At 63.8% G+C, this 16,865-nt stretch carries 15 protein-coding genes; 6 read left to right on the top strand and 9 right to left on the bottom strand.

Features of this window, described 5'->3' with window-relative positions:
- Nucleotides 1-35: 35 nt before the first annotated feature.
- Nucleotides 36-671 carry an LON peptidase substrate-binding domain-containing protein gene (locus ABD842_RS13485; protein WP_345114781.1) on the bottom strand — a complete coding sequence of 212 codons (636 nt, stop codon included), beginning with the start codon at nucleotides 669-671 and terminating at the stop codon, nucleotides 36-38.
- A gap of 136 nt (nucleotides 672-807) precedes the next feature.
- Between ABD842_RS13485 and mtgA the strand changes: the two genes are divergently transcribed.
- Together mtgA and ABD842_RS13475 are read left to right on the top strand one after the other, a co-directional pair.
- Complete coding sequence (mtgA, locus tag ABD842_RS13480; RefSeq protein ID WP_345114778.1) at nucleotides 808-1,548, top strand: monofunctional biosynthetic peptidoglycan transglycosylase; 741 nt, start codon at nucleotides 808-810, stop codon at nucleotides 1,546-1,548.
- A gap of 20 nt (nucleotides 1,549-1,568) precedes the next feature.
- Nucleotides 1,569-2,003: a YybH family protein gene (locus ABD842_RS13475; protein ID WP_345114775.1), complete on the top strand. Its 435-nt coding sequence runs from the start codon at nucleotides 1,569-1,571 to the stop codon at nucleotides 2,001-2,003.
- A gap of 74 nt (nucleotides 2,004-2,077) precedes the next feature.
- Here the strand turns inward: ABD842_RS13475 and ABD842_RS13470 are convergent, their stop codons facing one another.
- Together ABD842_RS13470 and ABD842_RS13465 are read right to left on the bottom strand one after the other, a co-directional pair.
- Nucleotides 2,078-3,220 carry an App1 family protein phosphatidate phosphatase gene (locus tag ABD842_RS13470; RefSeq protein WP_345114772.1) on the bottom strand — a complete coding sequence of 381 codons (1,143 nt, stop codon included), beginning with the start codon at nucleotides 3,218-3,220 and terminating at the stop codon, nucleotides 2,078-2,080.
- A 140-nt stretch (nucleotides 3,221-3,360) separates the two neighbouring features.
- Nucleotides 3,361-4,182 carry a M48 family metalloprotease gene (locus ABD842_RS13465; protein WP_345114767.1) on the bottom strand — a complete coding sequence of 274 codons (822 nt, stop codon included), beginning with the start codon at nucleotides 4,180-4,182 and terminating at the stop codon, nucleotides 3,361-3,363.
- 338 nt (nucleotides 4,183-4,520) lie between these two features.
- Here ABD842_RS13465 and ABD842_RS13460 point away from each other — a divergent pair, with 338 nt between their 5' ends.
- Nucleotides 4,521-5,630 carry a DNA topoisomerase IB gene (locus ABD842_RS13460; RefSeq protein ID WP_345114764.1) on the top strand — a complete coding sequence of 370 codons (1,110 nt, stop codon included), beginning with the start codon at nucleotides 4,521-4,523 and terminating at the stop codon, nucleotides 5,628-5,630.
- Between the two features lie 83 nt (nucleotides 5,631-5,713).
- On the opposite strand, the gene ABD842_RS13455 is transcribed toward ABD842_RS13460, so the two are convergent.
- Nucleotides 5,714-7,306, bottom strand: coding sequence for a hypothetical protein (locus ABD842_RS13455; protein ID WP_345114761.1), 1,593 nt, complete (start codon nucleotides 7,304-7,306; stop codon nucleotides 5,714-5,716).
- Between the two features lie 164 nt (nucleotides 7,307-7,470).
- On the opposite strand from ABD842_RS13455, the gene ABD842_RS13450 reads away from it, so the two are divergent.
- Both ABD842_RS13450 and ABD842_RS13445 read left to right on the top strand, forming a co-directional pair.
- Nucleotides 7,471-9,084: a hypothetical protein gene (locus ABD842_RS13450; RefSeq protein ID WP_345114759.1), complete on the top strand. Its 1,614-nt coding sequence runs from the start codon at nucleotides 7,471-7,473 to the stop codon at nucleotides 9,082-9,084.
- A gap of 51 nt (nucleotides 9,085-9,135) precedes the next feature.
- On the top strand, nucleotides 9,136-9,570 hold the full coding sequence (locus tag ABD842_RS13445) for a hypothetical protein (protein WP_345114757.1): 435 nt from the start codon (nucleotides 9,136-9,138) through the stop codon (nucleotides 9,568-9,570).
- Nucleotides 9,571-9,584: 14 nt separating this feature from the next.
- On the opposite strand, the gene ABD842_RS13440 is transcribed toward ABD842_RS13445, so the two are convergent.
- From ABD842_RS13440 to ABD842_RS13420, 5 genes are all read right to left on the bottom strand, one after another.
- Entirely contained in the window at nucleotides 9,585-10,010 is a 426-nt protein-coding gene (locus ABD842_RS13440; protein WP_345114755.1) for a hypothetical protein, read from the bottom strand.
- Between the two features lie 243 nt (nucleotides 10,011-10,253).
- Nucleotides 10,254-11,738, bottom strand: a complete 1,485-nt coding sequence (locus ABD842_RS13435; RefSeq protein WP_345114752.1) for an exonuclease domain-containing protein — start codon at nucleotides 11,736-11,738, stop codon at nucleotides 10,254-10,256.
- Nucleotides 11,739-12,012: 274 nt separating this feature from the next.
- Nucleotides 12,013-12,492 carry a ferritin-like domain-containing protein gene (locus tag ABD842_RS13430; RefSeq protein WP_345114750.1) on the bottom strand — a complete coding sequence of 160 codons (480 nt, stop codon included), beginning with the start codon at nucleotides 12,490-12,492 and terminating at the stop codon, nucleotides 12,013-12,015.
- Between the two features lie 169 nt (nucleotides 12,493-12,661).
- On the bottom strand, nucleotides 12,662-13,135 hold the full coding sequence (locus tag ABD842_RS13425; RefSeq protein WP_345114748.1) for a ferritin-like domain-containing protein: 474 nt from the start codon (nucleotides 13,133-13,135) through the stop codon (nucleotides 12,662-12,664).
- Between the two features lie 205 nt (nucleotides 13,136-13,340).
- Complete coding sequence (locus ABD842_RS13420; protein WP_345114746.1) at nucleotides 13,341-14,522, bottom strand: AI-2E family transporter; 1,182 nt, start codon at nucleotides 14,520-14,522, stop codon at nucleotides 13,341-13,343.
- 236 nt (nucleotides 14,523-14,758) lie between these two features.
- On the opposite strand from ABD842_RS13420, the gene ABD842_RS13415 reads away from it, so the two are divergent.
- On the top strand, nucleotides 14,759-16,690 hold the full coding sequence (locus ABD842_RS13415) for a DNA topoisomerase IV subunit B (RefSeq protein ID WP_345114743.1): 1,932 nt from the start codon (nucleotides 14,759-14,761) through the stop codon (nucleotides 16,688-16,690).
- Nucleotides 16,691-16,865: the final 175 nt, after the last annotated feature.

Here is a 16,865-nt window from a genome sequence, read left to right as displayed (position 1 = left end):
CCGGGACCCGCAGGTAACGGGGCGGTCGGCCCCGGCTAAAAATTCGGCGGGGTCAGATTTTTGAAGTGCCCGTTCAGCCGCGCCCGGTCTTTGAGCCGCTCCGTTTCCAGCACGATGGGCAGGATATTCTCCAGGTGCTCCACCACCAGCTCCTGCCGCTCCAGCTCACTGGTTGCTTCCAGCAGCTGGTATTCCTGCTCGGTGCTGAAGCCCAGATGGTGGGCTACGTCGTAAATCCGGTAGTCGGGGGCCAGGTCTACAAACAGCTTGCGCAAACCCAGCGCGTCGTAGAGCTGCCGCACGTATTCCGTGATGCGGGTGCGCAGCACCGGGTCGGCCTGGGGGTCGTCGCGCAAGTCCTCAATCTGGCCGGCGGCGTAGAGCTTGCCGGGCGCCTCCCGGTGGAAGTCGCGGATGCGGAAGATGCCCAGCGCCTTGGTGCGGATGTCCAGCTCGCCGCTGTCGTAGCTTTTCTCCACGCTCAGCAGCTTCATTTCGGTGCCCAGAATGCTCACGCCCTCGTTCAGGTAGGGCGGAATGCCGAAGGTGATGTTAGACTCAATACAGTCGCGCACGAGCTGCCGGTAGCGGGGCTCGAAGATGTGCAGGTTCAGCTTTTCACCGGGAAAAACGACCAGGTTCAGGGGGAAGAGGGCAAGCAGTCGGGGCATAGCAGCACAACAGGGAAAGGCCGGAAAAGTACCTGAAAAAAGCAGAGAATACGGCGGCCCGGGCGCATTTCCGCTACTTTTGCCCGGCGAAACCCGGGCCGGGTGGCTCCACGGGCAACCAAGCGGAAGAAAATCAGTGACTGACTATAAAAAATATGCCCGGCGCACGGCGCGGGTGCTGCTGCAGGTGAGCGCCGCGCTGTTTCTGGTTTCGGTGGCCTGGGTGCTGATTTACCGCTGGGTGGCGCCCCCGGCCACCTGGCTGATGCTGGACCGCCGGGCCTACGCGCCGGTGGGCAAGGGCTACTACGGCATTCGCGAGGAAGGCCGCCGCATCAGCTACGACTTCAAGACCCTCGATGAGGTATCGGCGCAGGTGCCGCTGGCCCTGATTGCGGCCGAAGACCAGCTGTTTCTGCAGCACCACGGCTTCGACTTCAAGGCCATGCAGCACGCGGTGAAGGTGAACTGGGACGGCAAGAAGCTGGTGGGCGGCTCCACCATTTCGCAGCAGGTAGCCAAAAACGTGTTTCTGTGGCAGGGCCGCAGCTACCTGCGCAAGGGCGCGGAGGCCTACTTCACCGTGCTCATCGAGCTGCTGTGGAGCAAGCGCCGCATCATGGAAATGTATCTGAACGTGGCCGAAATGGGCGACTGTACCTTCGGGGTCGAAGCGGCCGCGGTCCGGTATTTCCATAAGCCGGCCCAGCAGCTTTCCACCGCCGAAGCCGCCCTGCTGGCCGGGGTGCTGCCCAATCCGCTGCGGTTTCGGGCCAGCAACCCCGGTCCGGCGGCCCGGGCCAAGCAGCAGCGGGTGATGCGCAACATGCGCCGGCTGGGCGGCACGCGCTACATTCGGGCCATCATTGAGGACTAACTAACGTAAGCTGCCACCCCATGAAACGACTCCTGACTACCGCCGCCTGCTGCCTGGTGCTGAGCGTGGGCCTGGCCCAGAAAAAACTGCCCCTGCGCCAGAGCATCAGCGGCGTGATGCAGCGCCAGACCGCCGCCTGGAACCGCGGCGACGTGGCGGGGTTCATGCAGGGCTACTGGCAGTCCGATTCGCTGGTCTTCATCGGCAAGCGCGGCCTGACCTACGGCTGGCAGCCCACGCTCGACAACTACCGGCGCAGCTACCCCGATGCGGCGGCTATGGGGCAGCTCACGTTTTCCAACCTGCGCATCACCCCGGTGGGGCCGGATGCGGCCCACGTGGTGGGCAGGTGGCACCTGGCGCGCCCCGTGGCCGGCGATGTGGAAGGCCATTTTCTGCTGGTGTTCCGCCGGCTGCAGGGACAGTGGGTGATTGTGGCCGACCATTCCAGCTGAAAACGTCCAGCCGTAAAAAAGCTCCTTCACTGCTTAGTGAAGGAGCTTTTTGGTATCACCGGCCGGCGGCAGCGCTATGCCTCCTGCGCCGTTTCGTCCTTGTGCTTCTCCGCTTCCACGGCCGGAATGGCCTCGGTGAAGATCAGCCCGTTCTTGGCGGCGTGCTCGGCGGCCTGCACCGTGTCCTGCACCAGCAGCATGTCCACTTTGTCGTGGCGCAGCTCCTCCGACACCTTGACCACCAGGGCGGCGCGGTCGGGGTGCAGCACGTCGCGGATGTAGATAGCCAGGATGCGGCCGGGGTGGCGGCGCACCACTTCGCGGTAGATGTTGGCATCTTCCTGCCCCGAGTCGCCGATGAGCACGAAGGGCAGCAGCGGGTAGGTCAGCAGCACGTTGTCGATTTCGCGCAGCTTGTGGTCGTGGTGGCTCGAGGTGGAGTTGGCTTTGCGGGCCCCGATGCCGAAGTCGCGCAGCAGCAGCGGCCCGGGCGGAATCTGGTTCAGCTCCAGAAAGTCTTCCAGCAGGTCGTACAGGTTCCAGGGCGAGGAGCTGACGTAGAAAAACGGGTTGTTGCGCTTGCCGCTGCGGCCCAGCTGCAGGGCCCGGTAAAACTCGGCTACCCCCTTAAACGGCAGCCGGGAGCGGGCATTGCGCAGCAGCACGGTGCGGGCCATGCGCAGCAGGTCGGTGGCCGAGGTCTGAATGACGGTGTCGTCCAGGTCGCTGATGATGCCGTACTCCGCGTCCGGGGGCGGAATGAGCACGGGCGCCATGGTGCTCAGGCCCACCGGCAGGGGCAGGGGCGCCGGCACGGAGTGCAGCCGCACCTCCACCGGATACCACAGAAAGTCGACGGGGGCGGGCAGGGCAGCGGGTTCCAGGTTCAGGGTAAAGTAGCCTTCTTCGTCGGTTACCACCAGCTGCTCGGAGCCGTCGGCGAGGCGGATAAGCAGCTGGGCGCCGGCTATCTCGTTGCTCTCAAAACGCCGGTACATGTCCACCAGATTGTGCCAGCGCGAGTCGGTGTCGGCGGCCTCGCCCAACCCTTTGTCGGTGAGCAGGCGGCCTTTCACGTAGAGGCGGCCGGCCGTGCCGTAGCTGCGGTAGGTCACGATTTGCAGAGGCTGCAGCAGCCCCAGGCGCTGGCGGGCGCGCAGGATCAGGTCGTCGGCGCGCTCGGCAAAGTCGCCGAGCTTGTTGAGAAGGGAGTTCATAGGCGGCGTAAAGAAAGCAAGGAAGCAGGGAAACTTTACGCGCAAAGCCGGGGCAGATGTTGCCCGACCCCAGAAATTAACTGCCACAAAAAAGGCCCGCTGCCGAAGCAGCGGGCCTTTTGCGAAGGGTGAGGCAGGCCTTACAGCACCGCTTTCAGCCCTGCCAGGTTCGTGTCCGACTGGGTTTTGTTGCGGCAGTTGAGCTCGGCAGCCTTGGCCTGAATAGCTTCCACGCGGTTGTCGGGATTGGGGTGGGTGCTCAGAAACTCCGGCGGGTTGCCGCCGCCCGCGGCCTGGGTTTTGATAAAGAAGCCCGCCGCGCCGTCGCAGGCGTAGTCGGTACCGCTGAGGTAGATGACCGAGTACGTGTCGGCTTCCTTCTCGAAGTCGCGGCTGAACTTGAGCTGCCCCAGGCCGGCGGCAATCTGGGCCAGCTGGTTGGGGTTTTCCCCCAGCAGCAAACTCAGCAGCACCCCGATGCCGTACTGCTGCTGCAGCTGCCGGGACGTGTGCCGACGGTCGGCGTGGGCAATTTCGTGGGCCAGCACGCCGGCCAGCTGGTCTTCGTGATCCAGGTACTTGATCAGGCCCGAAAACACGTAGATGTGGCCGCCGGGTGAGGCAAAGGCATTCAGGGTCGCATCGTCCTTGATGATCTTAACGTCCCAGACGAAGTCATTGCGGTGCTCGAGCTTGCCCGAGTTCAGCACCTTGTTCACGACGGTGCCCAGGTAGGCGTAGGCCTGGCGGTTGCGCGAATCGGTGGGTTCCAGCAGCTGCCCCTTGGCGCGGTAGGTAGAGTCGGTCTGGGCTGCTACCTTGGCGCCCAGGTCAATGTCGTCCTGCACGGAAAACAGCAGCACGCCGTCGCCGCCTTCGCCGTCTTTGGCGCAGGAAGAAACGCTCACGGCGGCCGTGGTCAGAGAAAGGAAAAGCAGGGATTGGGAGAGTAGCTGACGCATAGGTGGAGGTGGTAAGGAAAGTAAGAAAGAAGGGGTGGGGTGAAAGCGGCCATGAAAAAACGGTGCCAAAAGTCTCCGAGCCCCGATACGGCCGGGCCCGGATAACTGTTGCCGGGGGGCGAAAATTGCGCCAGCGGGCCGTTCACGCAGCCTGGCCGCCGGGAAAAGTCGGCCGGTGGGCCCATCCGGCCGACCAGGGCTGCGGAATGCTCGACCGTCGCACCCCGCCGGAGCCGCGGGCCGCTGGCGGGGCGGCGGGTTCCGCCTTTTCAGCGGCAGTTGCGTACAGATAGGCCCGCGGGCCAACGTCGGCTGCCGCGCTTCGTCCTGCTGTAGTTATGCCCACCGCTGCCCACCCGCGCCTGAAAGTCAAGAAAAAGAAGCTGCCGCCCCTGGCCGAAGCCCACGAGCTCTACAAAGACCCCGCCCGGCAGGCCGAGCTGGCCGGCCTGCGCTACGTAACCGACACCAAGCCCGGCCTGACCCGCAAAGCCGGCCGCACCAGCACCTTTTCCTTTCTTGATGCCAAAGGCCAGAAGGTGACCGACGAGAAAACCCTGGCCCGCATCAACGGCTTCGTGATTCCGCCGGCCTGGACTGACGTGTGGATTTCGCCCTCGGCCACTGCCCACCTGCAGGTAACCGGGCGCGATGCCAAGGGCCGCAAGCAGTATATCTACCATGCTACCTGGGACCTGACCCGCAGCCTCACCAAGTTCAGCCGCCTGCGGGCCTTCGGCGAAAAGCTGCCCGCGCTGCGCCAGCGCATGCAGCAGGACCTGCGGCGCCCCCAGCTGGACAAGCAGAAGGTGGTGGCCCTGGTGCTGACGCTTATGGATCAGTCGTTTATCCGGGTCGGCAACAAGGAGTACGCCAAGAAAAACAAGAGCTACGGCCTGACTACCCTGCGCGACCGGCACGTGGCGGTGGCCGGCGACGAGGTCCGCTTTACCTTCGTGGGCAAGAAAGGCGTGCCCCACGACCTGACGCTGCACGACCGGAAGCTGGCCCGCCTGGTGCAGAAATGCAAGGAAATCCCCGGCCAGCACCTGTTTCAGTACTACGCCGCCGATGGCCACCGGGCCGAGCTGGAGTCCGGCGACGTGAACAGCTACCTGCAGGAAGCCACCGGGCTGAGTCTCTCGGCCAAGGACTTCCGTACCTGGGGCGGCACCGTGAAAATGGTGGACTGCCTGGAGGCCGTGCTACGCGAAGAGCCGGACCTGCCCAAGGATAAGGTGCTCAAAAAAGCCGTCAAGGACGTGGCCGCCGGCCTGGGCAACACGCCCACCGTGTGCTCCAAATACTACATTCACCCGCAGGTGGTGGAGCTGTTTCACTCCGACAAGCTCATCGACTACCTGCGCCGGCACGACGTGGACCCCACCGAACAGGACGTGCTGACGCCCACCGAGCACATGGTGCTGGATATGCTGGCCGAAGTTTAGCCGAGGTCTGCTGCCAATGGCGGGGCGACGGCGGTACGCTCAACTGCCCCGGACGTCCCCCTGCCCCGGGCAGCGGATAGGGTTTAGTAGCCCTCCCGGTCGTAGACGTGCAGCCGGGCGCCCTTCTCGGTTTTGTCGCGCAGGTCGGGGCTGTCGGCAAAGGTATTGCCGCTTTTGGTGTCGTAATACGCGGCCCTCTTGCCGCCGCGCCGTACCCGGGACGTGTCCACGACCTCATCCTCATCGGGCCCCCCAAAGATGTGGATGAGGATGCCCCGGTCTGCTTCCCCGCTGACCTCGAACCGGTCTTCGCCGTCGAGGCCGTGCAGGGTGATAAGCTGGGTTTCGGCGGTGCGAAACAGGCGGCGGTAGAGCAGCAGGTCGGTCCGGGGCTTTTCGTCATCACCGGGCTGGTGGTAGACGCTGACCTGAGTGGTGGAGTCGGTGAGGCGCTCTACCACGAAGCGCTCCGCCTGGTCGGTGCCCGCCACCGTCACGTGCCGGGCCAGCAGGCGGTAGTAGGTGCGGGCCGCCGCGGGCAGCGCCGCCCGGCGGGCCTGCAGGGCGGCAATGGTCCGCGCACCTTCCACCGCGTACACCGCCGGCGGCAACTGCTGCACCGCCTGGTTGATAACCTGGTCGGTGAGGCGCTGCTGCATGGTAGTGGCCAACTGCTGAAACTGCGGGCCGCTCACCTCGCTCAGGGCGCGCTCATCAATAAACCGGGCATTCTGGGCCAGGCCGCCCACGTCCTCATACTTGGGCTTGAAGGTGCGGAACTTGCGCGCGGCCCAGCGGCGGCTGGCCAGCCACGGAATCAGCCCGTCGTCGAAGCGGTAGAACACCTGGTCGCGGTCTTTGGGAATGGGGTGGTAGAGCGTGCGGCCCCGCTGCTGGTACACCGCCCACTGCCACTGGCCCTCGTGCCGGTCCCAGTCGCCGAGCCAGAGGTCGAGCAGGCGGGCCCGGGCGAAGGCCACTTGGTCGATCTGGTGGAAAGGCCGCGCGTAGCGACTCCGCAGCATCGGGCCGCTGTCTTCCAGGTTCTCGGCCGCGCCAAAGGCGGGCGTCAGGTTGGCTTTGCCCTCAAACTTCTCTTCCAGCATCACCACCTTACCCTGAAACAGGGCCGAGGCCGTGCCCAGGCCCGTTTCATCGGCCCGCACGTAGAAAGGGCGCGGATTGGTGTGCAGCACCCCCGCCGCCTCGGCCAGCGGCGGCACTACAAAGGCCCCGTACGGATTGGCGGCGCTGGTAGCGTCGCGCACCATATTCAGCAGAAATGACTTGCGGGCCACCTTGGGTAGTGTTTTGTAGGGGTCTTTGTCGAGGGTGCGCAGCGAGTAGGTGCGGCCGTTGGCGCCGTTCACCGTCATGCTGATGCTTTGGAAGCCGCCGCCCATCTTGCCCGGCGTCAGGCCCCCGGGCACCACCCGGCCCAGGTCGAGTACGGGCAGCACCACCGGGGTGGCCCATACCCGGCGGTAGTGGGCCCCAAAAAACAGCCGGTGTACCGCCCCGCGCTGGTAGTGCCGCCCCGCCGTGACGCGGGCACTGTCGGCGGCGCGCGGCGCGCCCCCGCTCAGGGGCAGCCGCGCATCGGGCTGGAAATAGTTCTGCCGGACGCAGCCGGTACTCAGGGCAAGAAGGAAGAAGAGGGGTAAACGAGGGTTCATCGGGGCCGGAGGTTCGCTGCTTTGCCTCCTTCAACGCAGCCGCCGGGGAAAAGTGGGCGGTTTGTGCCCGATAACCGTAAGCACAACCGCTGCCTGCCCCTTTACGCTATAAGGCAGCGGCTCCGCGGCCGCCCCGTTTTATTCTTCGACTTCTTCCCGCCTACGTGTCTTTTTTTTCTCTCTTCCCGCATCCGCACCAGCTCACCGGTCTGCTGGCGGGCGGCTTGCTGCTGGTATCCTGCTCCGCACCCGCGGCTTCGTCCGCCGCCCGCCCGGTTATTGGCCCCGACTCTACGGTGCGGGTGGCCGCCGGGCCGCAGTACATGCGGGGCGGAGTGCACCAGTTTTTCTGGGGCAGGCACTACCGCCGGCTGTGGGCCGTGCCGGTGCAGGCGCCGGTGCTCAACCTGCGCACCATCGTGCCCGGCGGCCTCACACCCACCGAGGCGGGCGGCAGCTTCCAAACCAAGAACCTGCGCCTGGTGGGCCGCAACGGGGTGCAGTACGTGCTGCGCTCCGTGGACAAGGACGCCACCAAGGCCCTGCCCGAAAACCTGCGCGACGGCCCCATCGGCCGGCTGATGAAGGATCAGACCAGCGTCATTAATCCCTATGGGGCCTACATCGTCCCGGCCCTGGCCACGGCCGCGGGCGTGTACCACACCAACCCGCGGCTGGTGTACGTAGCCGACGACCCGGCCCTGGGCACCTTCCGCAAGGAATTCGCCAATGCCCTCTACCTGCTGGAGGAGCGGCCCGAGGGCGACCAGAGCGCCGTGCGCAGCTTCGGCCGCTCGGCCCGCGTGGAAAGCTCCCGCAAGGTGTTTACCACGCTGGCCTTCAACCCCGCCGCCCGCGTGGATGCCCGCCAGTACCTGCGCGCCCGCCTGTTTGATATGTGGCTCGGCGACTGGAGCCGCCGCGAGGATCAGTGGCGCTGGGCCAGCTTTCCGGGGGCCGGCGGCGCCACCGTGTACCGCGCCATCCCCCGCGACCGGGACCACGCCTTTTTCAAGTTCGACGATGGCCTGCTCACCCACATCATCGGCTGGGTGAAGTCGAACTACCAGAGCTTTCACGAGCACATCCGCCTGCGCGACGTGGAAGGCCTCAACCGCGCGGCCCGGCCGCTGGATAAGTCTCTGCTGGTGTACCTGACCGCGGCCGACTTCCGCCAGGTGGCTGACTCGATGCGCCTGAGCCTATCGGACCAGGTCATTAAAAGCGCGCTGACCGTGTGGCCCAAGGAAGTGTACGCGCTGGCCGGGGCCGAGTTTGACCGCAACCTGCGCGGCCGCCGCGACCAGCTGCCGGCCGTGGCCGCGCGGTTTTACGAGCTGCTGGCCCACGAAATCGAAATTCCGGGCACCGACCAGCCCGAGCGGTTTATCATCGGGCCCGCCGGCCCCGGCCAGCTGCGGGTGCAGGTGTTCAGCCTGCGGGCCGGGCGCCCCGACAGCCTGATCAACCAGCGCACTTTCAACCCGGGGGAAACCCGTTCGGTAAAGCTGTTCGGCCTCGGCGGCAACGACGTATTTGAGCTGCGGGGCCTGCCCGACCAGCAGTTTGAGGTGGGCATCTACGACGGGGCCGGCCAGGATCTGGTGGAGCTGTTCGCCGCGCCGGGCGAAGCCGCCCATCCTACCAACGTAATGGTGTACGACAGTGGCGACGGCAACACGCTGCGGGTTGCCAAGCCCATCAAGACGCAGGCCTACGTGCCGGCGGCCACTGAGTTTGACGCGGCCGGCTGGCTGCTGCGCCACCGGCTGTATTAGGCCGGCTTTACTTTAGCAACTAAAACCGGCCTTTTGGGCGTATCAGGGTTTATGCAGATTTCCAAACATACTGACCCGCGCGACGGCAGCAGCTGCGAGCTGCTGTTCGACGAAAACGACAACTGGCTGCGCGCCATCTGGCTGGGCTACGTCGACCCCGACGAGGCCTACGACGGGGCGTCCCGGTTTCTGGCCGCCATGCAACAGCTGCACTGCCCGTACCTGCTCAACGACAACAGCCAACTGCAGGGCCCCTGGTTCGACTCGGTGGAATGGCTGCACAAAGTGTGGGGCCCCCAGGCGCAGCGGATGGGACTGCGCTGCATTGCCCACGTGGTGCAGCCCCAGGACCTGCTGGCCCAGGCCGTCGGCACCCGGCAGTTCTTCGGCCCCGACCTGCAGCTGCAGCTATTCGATGATGTGGCTTCGGCCGAGGAATGGCTGCGGGCACAGCAAAGGTTGCCCACTGCCGGGGCCCGGCAGTAGCGCCCCAATCGTTCTCAGGAGCAGCGCAGCCAGGCGGCGGCCAGCTGGGCGTCTTCGAAGTAGCGAATCGTGAGCGGCAGCCGGTCGAGCTGCTGCACCACCCGCACCACGCTGCTACGGCTGAGCAAGTCGTGCGCTTCCACCACGGCGCCGTGGCGGTAGCCGGCCTCGGCAATGGCGCGCGGCACCCATTCCTGGCTAAGCCAGAGCTGGTCGGCGGGCAGCAGCGGCGTCCGGAGCTGGTGGTCGGAGAGGATTTTGGTGAAGCCCGAAGAGCTCAGCAGGCGCAGCACCTGCTCGTATACGGCCCGCAGCGCGCCGCTCTGAAGCGGCACGGGGCTCCAGTCGATGCGGGCGTAGCCGTCGGCGTGCTCCAGCACGCTAGCCAGCTCGTTGTGAAAATACAGCGAGGCGTTGGTAGGATAAAGTAAGTAAGCCATGGGTAGCAGCCGGGTAGAACGTCATAAAAAGGAGTTCGGGAGCAATAGGATAGGTCGGAAATACTGCTCTAGTATACGGCTTCCCGCGCAGCTTTGCTAAGGCGGGCGGCGCGGAGGCCGCGTTTTTTCTTTCGTCGTTCGTTGCGGTTGCTACCCGCCGCCACTGCTGGCCAGGGCCGGGGCTCCAGCCAAAAGCCCCGCCGAAGTCGGGCGGGGCCGGGGAAGGCCAGCCAGCGGGCGGGCTTATTTGAACACCTTCACCTTGTCCTTGTGCTTGGTGCGCAGGTAGCCGCGGATAATCTGCTGCACGTCCTTGTTGTCATTGTAGCGGGTGATGACTTCGGTGAAATCCTTGAGCTTGCGGGCCGAGAAGGTTTCGTCGACGTAGCCGAAGCCCAGGTAGCGGCCGTTTTCGACGACGACGACCGTTTTCTCGTCGGCCCGACGGCCCGGCCCCACGATGGTAAAGGAGCCGTGCTCGTAGGTGAAGCTCTCAATGGCTTCCTCCACGCGCTGGTTGTACTCCGCCGGCGGCTCCAGGCCCAGGCAGGCGCCCTTGCAGCGGTGCACCTGGTAATCGAAGCAGGAGCCGGGCGTTTTATACAGGTCGCAGAGCTTCTGGCAGAGGTTGAACTTGGCAACCTTGTGAAACAAAAAGCCCTTAGCCTTGAACTGGTTGCCCAGGGCAATGAGCGGGTGTGACTCGGCGTGGTCGTCGGCCTTGCCGTAGTACAGGTGCTTGTAGCCGTTCTCGTCGGTGCGCAGGAAGATGCCGGCCGGAAATACCGAGCGGCGCTGGGCGCGGTTGTAGAGCGGCTTGAGCCGCTTAATCTCGTGCGACTCGTAGAGCAGCGCCACCAGCTCCGAGCCCGTCAGCTCCCAGGTGATTTCGGAGATGCTGTTCTTAAAATCCAGGCTCTTGCGCGACTTGTAGTCGACGGCGAAGTGCTGCTGAATCCGCTTGTAGATGTTGATGCTCTTGCCCACGTAAATCACCTCGCCCTGTAGGTTGTGGAAGTAGTACACGCCGGCTTCCTGGGGCAGCGCGGCCACCTGCTGGGGCGTGATGTTGGGCGGGAGCAGGGCTGTTTTGATGGCTTCCTGCACCGCCGTTACCCGCCGCGGGCTGGGCTGCTTGGCTGCCGCGGGCTTACGGCCCGCCGGCGCCACGGCATCCACGGCGGCCAGCGTATCGGCCGTGCTGATGGAGGAGTCTGTCAATACCTCATCCTGCTGCGTTATTTTCAGCAGCCGGTCAAACAGGATGGCGGTGGCGGCGGCGTCGCCGGCGGCGCGGTGGCGGCCTTCGAGCGGGATGCCGATGTTGTGGCAGAGCTTGCCCAGGCTGTAGCTGGGCTGGCCCGGCATCAGCGAGCGGCTCAGGCGCACCGTGCACAGGGTTTTGCGCGAGTAGTTGTAGCCTAAGTCGGCAAACTCCTTTTTTAGAAACGAGTAGTCGAAGCGCACGTTGTGGGCCACGAATACGCAGCCTTCGGTCATCTCCACGATTTTGCGGGCCACCTCGTGAAACTTGGGCGCGTCGCGCACCATGTCGTTGGTGATGCCGGTAAGCTGGCTGATAAAGGTGGGAATGGGCCGGCCCGGGTTGAGCAGCGTGTCAAACTGGTCCACAACTTTCTCCCCGTCGTGAATAAAGATGGCTACTTCCGTGATGCGGTCCTGGGTGGGCTGCCCGCCGGTAGTTTCAAGGTCGATGATGGCGTACAAGGGCGGTGCGGAAACGGGTCAGAAATAAGCTAAGGAAATAGGTAACAAAGATACACCCCGCTAAGGTTGCAGCGCCGGCCGCAAGGAAACGCGCGCCGCCGGGCAGAGCGGGGGTAGAGGTCACCGCCCCGACCGGCTGCTGAACCGGGCCCACCGCCTTTTCACCACCAGGCCCCGAGGCTGCGCGCACGTCGGGGCCCGGTAGTGAAAACAGGGCGCGTTTACGTTTCAGCCGTCGGCCGGGGCAAGGAATGACGCCCGGCCCGACGGCCGTTTACTGTCCCGGCTGGCTGCGGCGGGCGGCGAACTTGTTCTTGATCAGTTGAATTTCGCCCTGCTGCTGGCGTAGCAGCGCCAGCGCCGCCGGCACCAGGTCTTCCGACTGCAAAGCCAGCTCGTAGCTCATCAAAGCCGCCGCGTCGCCGTTTTCGCACTCGCTGAGAATAACTTTGTCTTCCCGGTCGATGATGGAGGACTTCAGGTTGATCCAGCCCCGGTGCATGGCCGCTACGGCGTCGGTTACGGCGCCTTCCACGGTGCTTTCCTCGCTGGGCGGCTCCACCCCGAAGGCAATGGCCTGCGCCTCCAGCTCTTCGGCAAAGCGGGTGCGCTGCTCGCTGTAGCGCAGCAGCTCCGCTTTCAGGTCCGGGTTGCTGACGGCTTCAGCTGCCTCCAGATAGCCCTTGATGGCCGCTTTGTTGATGACGACCAGGTCGTTGTAGATGCGGGCAGTTTCGCCGGTAATGAGAGCCATGATGCAGCAGGGTAGGAGAGAGGAGTAGGGACGGAAGGTAGCCAATAGCTTTGGTACTGCAACCACCGGCCAAAGTTGCCGTCCTGCCTCCGTTTCGGCGTGCCACTACAAACAAAAAGGCGTCCTGCCAGCAGCAGGACGCCTTTTACCAGGGAATCCAAGGGGGGTACTAGCGCACCTGGCCTTTCAGGGAGGTGACTTTGTTTTTGGCCGCCAGAATCTCGGCGTGCTGCTTCTGCACCAACGCCTGGGCTTCGGCGGGCAGGCCTTCGGCCTTCAAAGCCGTTTCGTAGGTCTGCAGGGCGGCGGCGTCACCCGTTTCGCACTCGCCCAGAATGGCATTGTCATCCTGGCCCGTAATGGCCGATTTGATATTGATCCAGCCCCGGTGCACGGTGGCGGCGGCATCCATCACGGCGCCTTCGATGGTGCCTTCAGCGCGCGTGTTTACGCCCATCTGCTGGGCCTGCTGCTCCAGCTCGGAGGCGAACTGGGCACGCTGCTGGCTGAAATGGCTCAGCTCGGATTTAAGCTGGGGGTTGCTGACGCCTTCGGCCGCTTCCTGGTAGCCTTTGACGGCCGTTTTGTTGATTTCGACCAGGTCGTTGAAAGCGCGGGCAGTGTTATCGGTAATGGCAGCCATGGAAAGAAGGGTTAAGTGGAAGGTCAGGTAAGGAAACAGGTTGGCTACCGGAGCAGCCGGTTTCTTATACTGGCCGGGGCGGCGCGGGGTTAGCTTTAAAAGGTTAAAAATTAGGGCTTCTCTGCCCCCGTCGCCCAGCAAAAAGCCTCGCCGAGCGAATCGGCGAGGCTGTATAGATGAAGGTAAGCTCAGGCCAAAACGGCTCCTAGGCCTTGCCCAGGGCCCGCAGCCACAGTCGGTGCATGAAGCCGGGCGTGCGGGTTTCGGGCTTCTTGGTGGAGTCTTCGCCCTCGGCCGTGTCGCCGAGCAGGAAGCCCCAGGGCTCGGTCGACTTGCTGGCGTCCATCACCACCTTGAGCACGGCTACCAGCGGAATGCTCAGAATCATGCCCGGCGTACCCCACAGCTCGGCGCCCAGCACCAGGGCCAGGATGGCGGCCATCGGGTTGATACTCACCTGCGAGCCGGTAATCATGGGCGTAATGAAGTTGCCCTCCAGAAACTGGACGAACATAAACACCCCGATGACGCCCGCCGCCCGTAGCGGGGAGCCGGTTTCGACCAGCGTGATAATAGCCGGCAGCAGGGCCCCGATCATGATGCCGATGTAGGGAATCACGGCCAGCACCGAGGCAAAAATGGCAAAGAAGATGGCGAATTTGACGCCCAGCGCCAGCAGCCCCACGGCATTGAGCACGGCCACAATCAGAATCACTTTCAGCAAACCCGAAATGTAGGCCTGCACCACGGTCTGGATGTTGTCGACGGTGTGTAGCACGCTGGTGCGCTTGTCGGGGCTCACAAAGCGGAACATGAACTGCCGCAGATGGTCGCGGTAGAGCAGCAGACAGAAGATGTAGATCGGGACCTGAATCAGGTTGCTGATGACGGCCGAGGTCATGTTCAGAGTGGTGCCCAGGTAGCCGCCACCCGATTTTTTCAGGGAGCTCAAGGTTGAGTCCTTCAGCTCCTTCTCGCTCATGGGCTCGATGCCGAAGCGGCGGGCCGCCCACTCCTGCCCGTCGTGGAAGAATTGCAGCAGCTTATCCTGGAGCTTGGGCAATTCGTTCTTGAACTGGCCCAGCTGCGAGCCGAACCCGACCACGATGCCCGCAAACAGCAGCGTGAGCAGCAGCAGACACAGGATGATGGCCCCCACCCGGCCCAGCCCGCGCCGCTCAAACCACCGGCACAGGGGCAGCAGCAGCAGGGCAAACAGGATGGAGAACAGCAGCGGCAGCAGGATGCTGTCCAGCTTGTGGAGCACAAATACCAGCAACGACAAGCCAACCAGCAGGAAGGTGTAGTGAATTACCGGCGACTGCTTCACCTGGGCGGGCGGACTGGGATGGTGCGGAACGTTAAGGGCGTTAGGTCTGGGGAGCATTGGCTAAAAAAATTAGGAATCTAGGAGAGGTGGGGAAGTGGGGAAAACGAGGTATATTTGACGGAGAGCAGTGAGCCCCGCTTTTTGGGGCGGGGCTATGCTAATATGATTCGCCAAAGCGGTTGGTGCCGGGCCGGCGGCGCGTGGCCGGCCGGCCCGTGCTTCGCCTTACGGCCCAGTACGGGAAATGGCCAATTTTCTGCGTTATTTTACCTCAAATTAAGATTCCGGTTTCCATGTCCGAACAAGAACTCCCCGCCGCACCCCACGCCTATACCGAAGACTCCATCCGCTCGCTCGACTGGCGGGAGCACATCCGCCTGCGGCCGGGCATGTACATCGGCAAGCTCGGCGACGGCTCGGCCTACGACGATGGCATCTACGTGCTGGTCAAGGAGGTCATCGACAACTCCATCGACGAGCACGTGATGGGCTACGGCCGCACCATCGACATCAAAATCTCGGACCAGCGCGTGCAGGTGCGCGACTACGGCCGCGGCATTCCGCTGGGCAAGGTGGTAGACGTGGTCAGCAAAATCAATACCGGCGGCAAGTACGACTCCAAGGTGTTCCAGAAGTCGGTGGGCCTGAACGGCGTGGGCACCAAGGCCGTGAATGCGCTCAGCAACTACTTTCTGGTGCAGAGCGTGCGCGAGGGCGTGATGAAGTCCGCCGAGTTCACCCAGGGCCAGCTCGTGCAGGACCCCAAGCCGGTGAAAAGCTCCCAGCGCAACGGCACGCTGATGGTGTTTCAGCCCGACGAGACGATTTTCAAGAACTATCGCTTCATCCCGGAGTACCTCGAAAACCAGATCTGGAACTACGTCTACCTCAACGCGGGGCTGACCATCAACTTCAACGGGCAGAAGTACTACTCCGAAAACGGCCTGCTCGATCTGCTCAGCCGCAAGGCCGATGCCGAGAGCATCCGCTACCCCATCATCCACCTCAAGGCCCCCGACATTGAGCTGGCCATGACCCACGGCAACGACTACGGCGAGGAATACTACTCGTTCGTCAACGGGCAGTACACCACCCAGGGCGGCACCCACCTGGCCGCCTTCCGGGAGGCCGTGGTCAAGACCGTGCGCGAGTTCTACAGCAAGACCAACAAGACCAAGGAATACGACGCGGCCGACATTCGCGGCTCCATCATCGCCGCTATTTCGGTGCGCGTGCAGGAACCCGTATTCGAAAGCCAGACCAAGACCAAGCTCGGCTCCCTCAACATGGGCGAGGACGGCCCCACGGTGCGCGGCTTCATCCTGGACTTCGTCAAGGAGCATCTGGACAACTACCTGCACCAGAACCCGGCGGTAGCGGAGGCCCTCAAAAAGCGCATTGAGCAGAACGAGCGGGAGCGCAAGGACATGGCCGGCGTGAAAAAGCTGGCCAACCAGCGCGCCAAAAAAGCCAACCTGCACAACCGCAAGCTCCGCGACTGCCGCTTCCACCTCGGCGAGGGCAAGCAGGAGGCCGAAGCCCTGACCACGCTCTTCATCACCGAGGGCGACTCGGCCTCGGGCTCCATCACCAAGAGCCGCAACGTGGAGACGGAGGCCGTCTTCAGCCTGCGCGGCAAGCCCCTGAACTGCTTCGGGCTGAAGAAGAAAATCGTGTACGAGAACGAGGAGCTCAACCTGCTTCAGCACGCGCTCAACATCGAGGAGGGCATCGAGGGCCTGCGCTACAACCGCGTGGTCATTGCCACCGACGCCGACGTGGACGGCATGCACATCCGCCTGCTGCTGCTGACTTTCTTTCTGCAGTTCTTCCCCGACCTGGTCCGCAACGGGCACGTGTTTATCCTCGAAACCCCGCTGTTCCGGGTGCGCAACAAGAAAACGACCATCTACTGCTACAACGAGCCGGAAAAGCAGGCCGCCATGCGCCAGCTGGGCCGCAACCCCGAAATCACGCGCTTCAAGGGCCTGGGCGAAATCAGCCCCGATGAGTTCGGCAAGTTCATCGGCGACAACATCAAGCTTGAGCCCGTCATCCTGCAGTCCGACCGCAGCATCCAGCAGGTGCTCACGTACTACATGGGCAAGAACACGCCCGCCCGCCAGGAATTCATCATCGACAACCTGCGCCAGGAAAAAGACCTCGTCACCTCCGACGTGCTGCCCGTGAGCGAAGTAGCCGAGGAAGACATGGCGTTTGCCTAATTCCGCCGCCTGCGCGGCTCAACCTCGTTCCGACAAGTAAAATGCCCCCCTGGCCCAGCGCCAGGCGGGGCGTTTTTATTTAATCGGGCCGCAGCCTGGGGGCAGGCCGCCCACCCGACACGGCGAGCTTCTGAAGCGGGCTTTGGTCGTGGCCTACCGGGTATTGGTGTAATGT

Origin of the sequence: Hymenobacter algoricola, assembly GCF_039539525.1 — a bacterium.
Lineage (GTDB): Bacteria > Bacteroidota > Bacteroidia > Cytophagales > Hymenobacteraceae > Hymenobacter > Hymenobacter algoricola.
The sequence above is the reverse complement of the archived record's forward strand: the minus strand, read 5'-3'. Positions and strand labels throughout refer to the sequence as shown.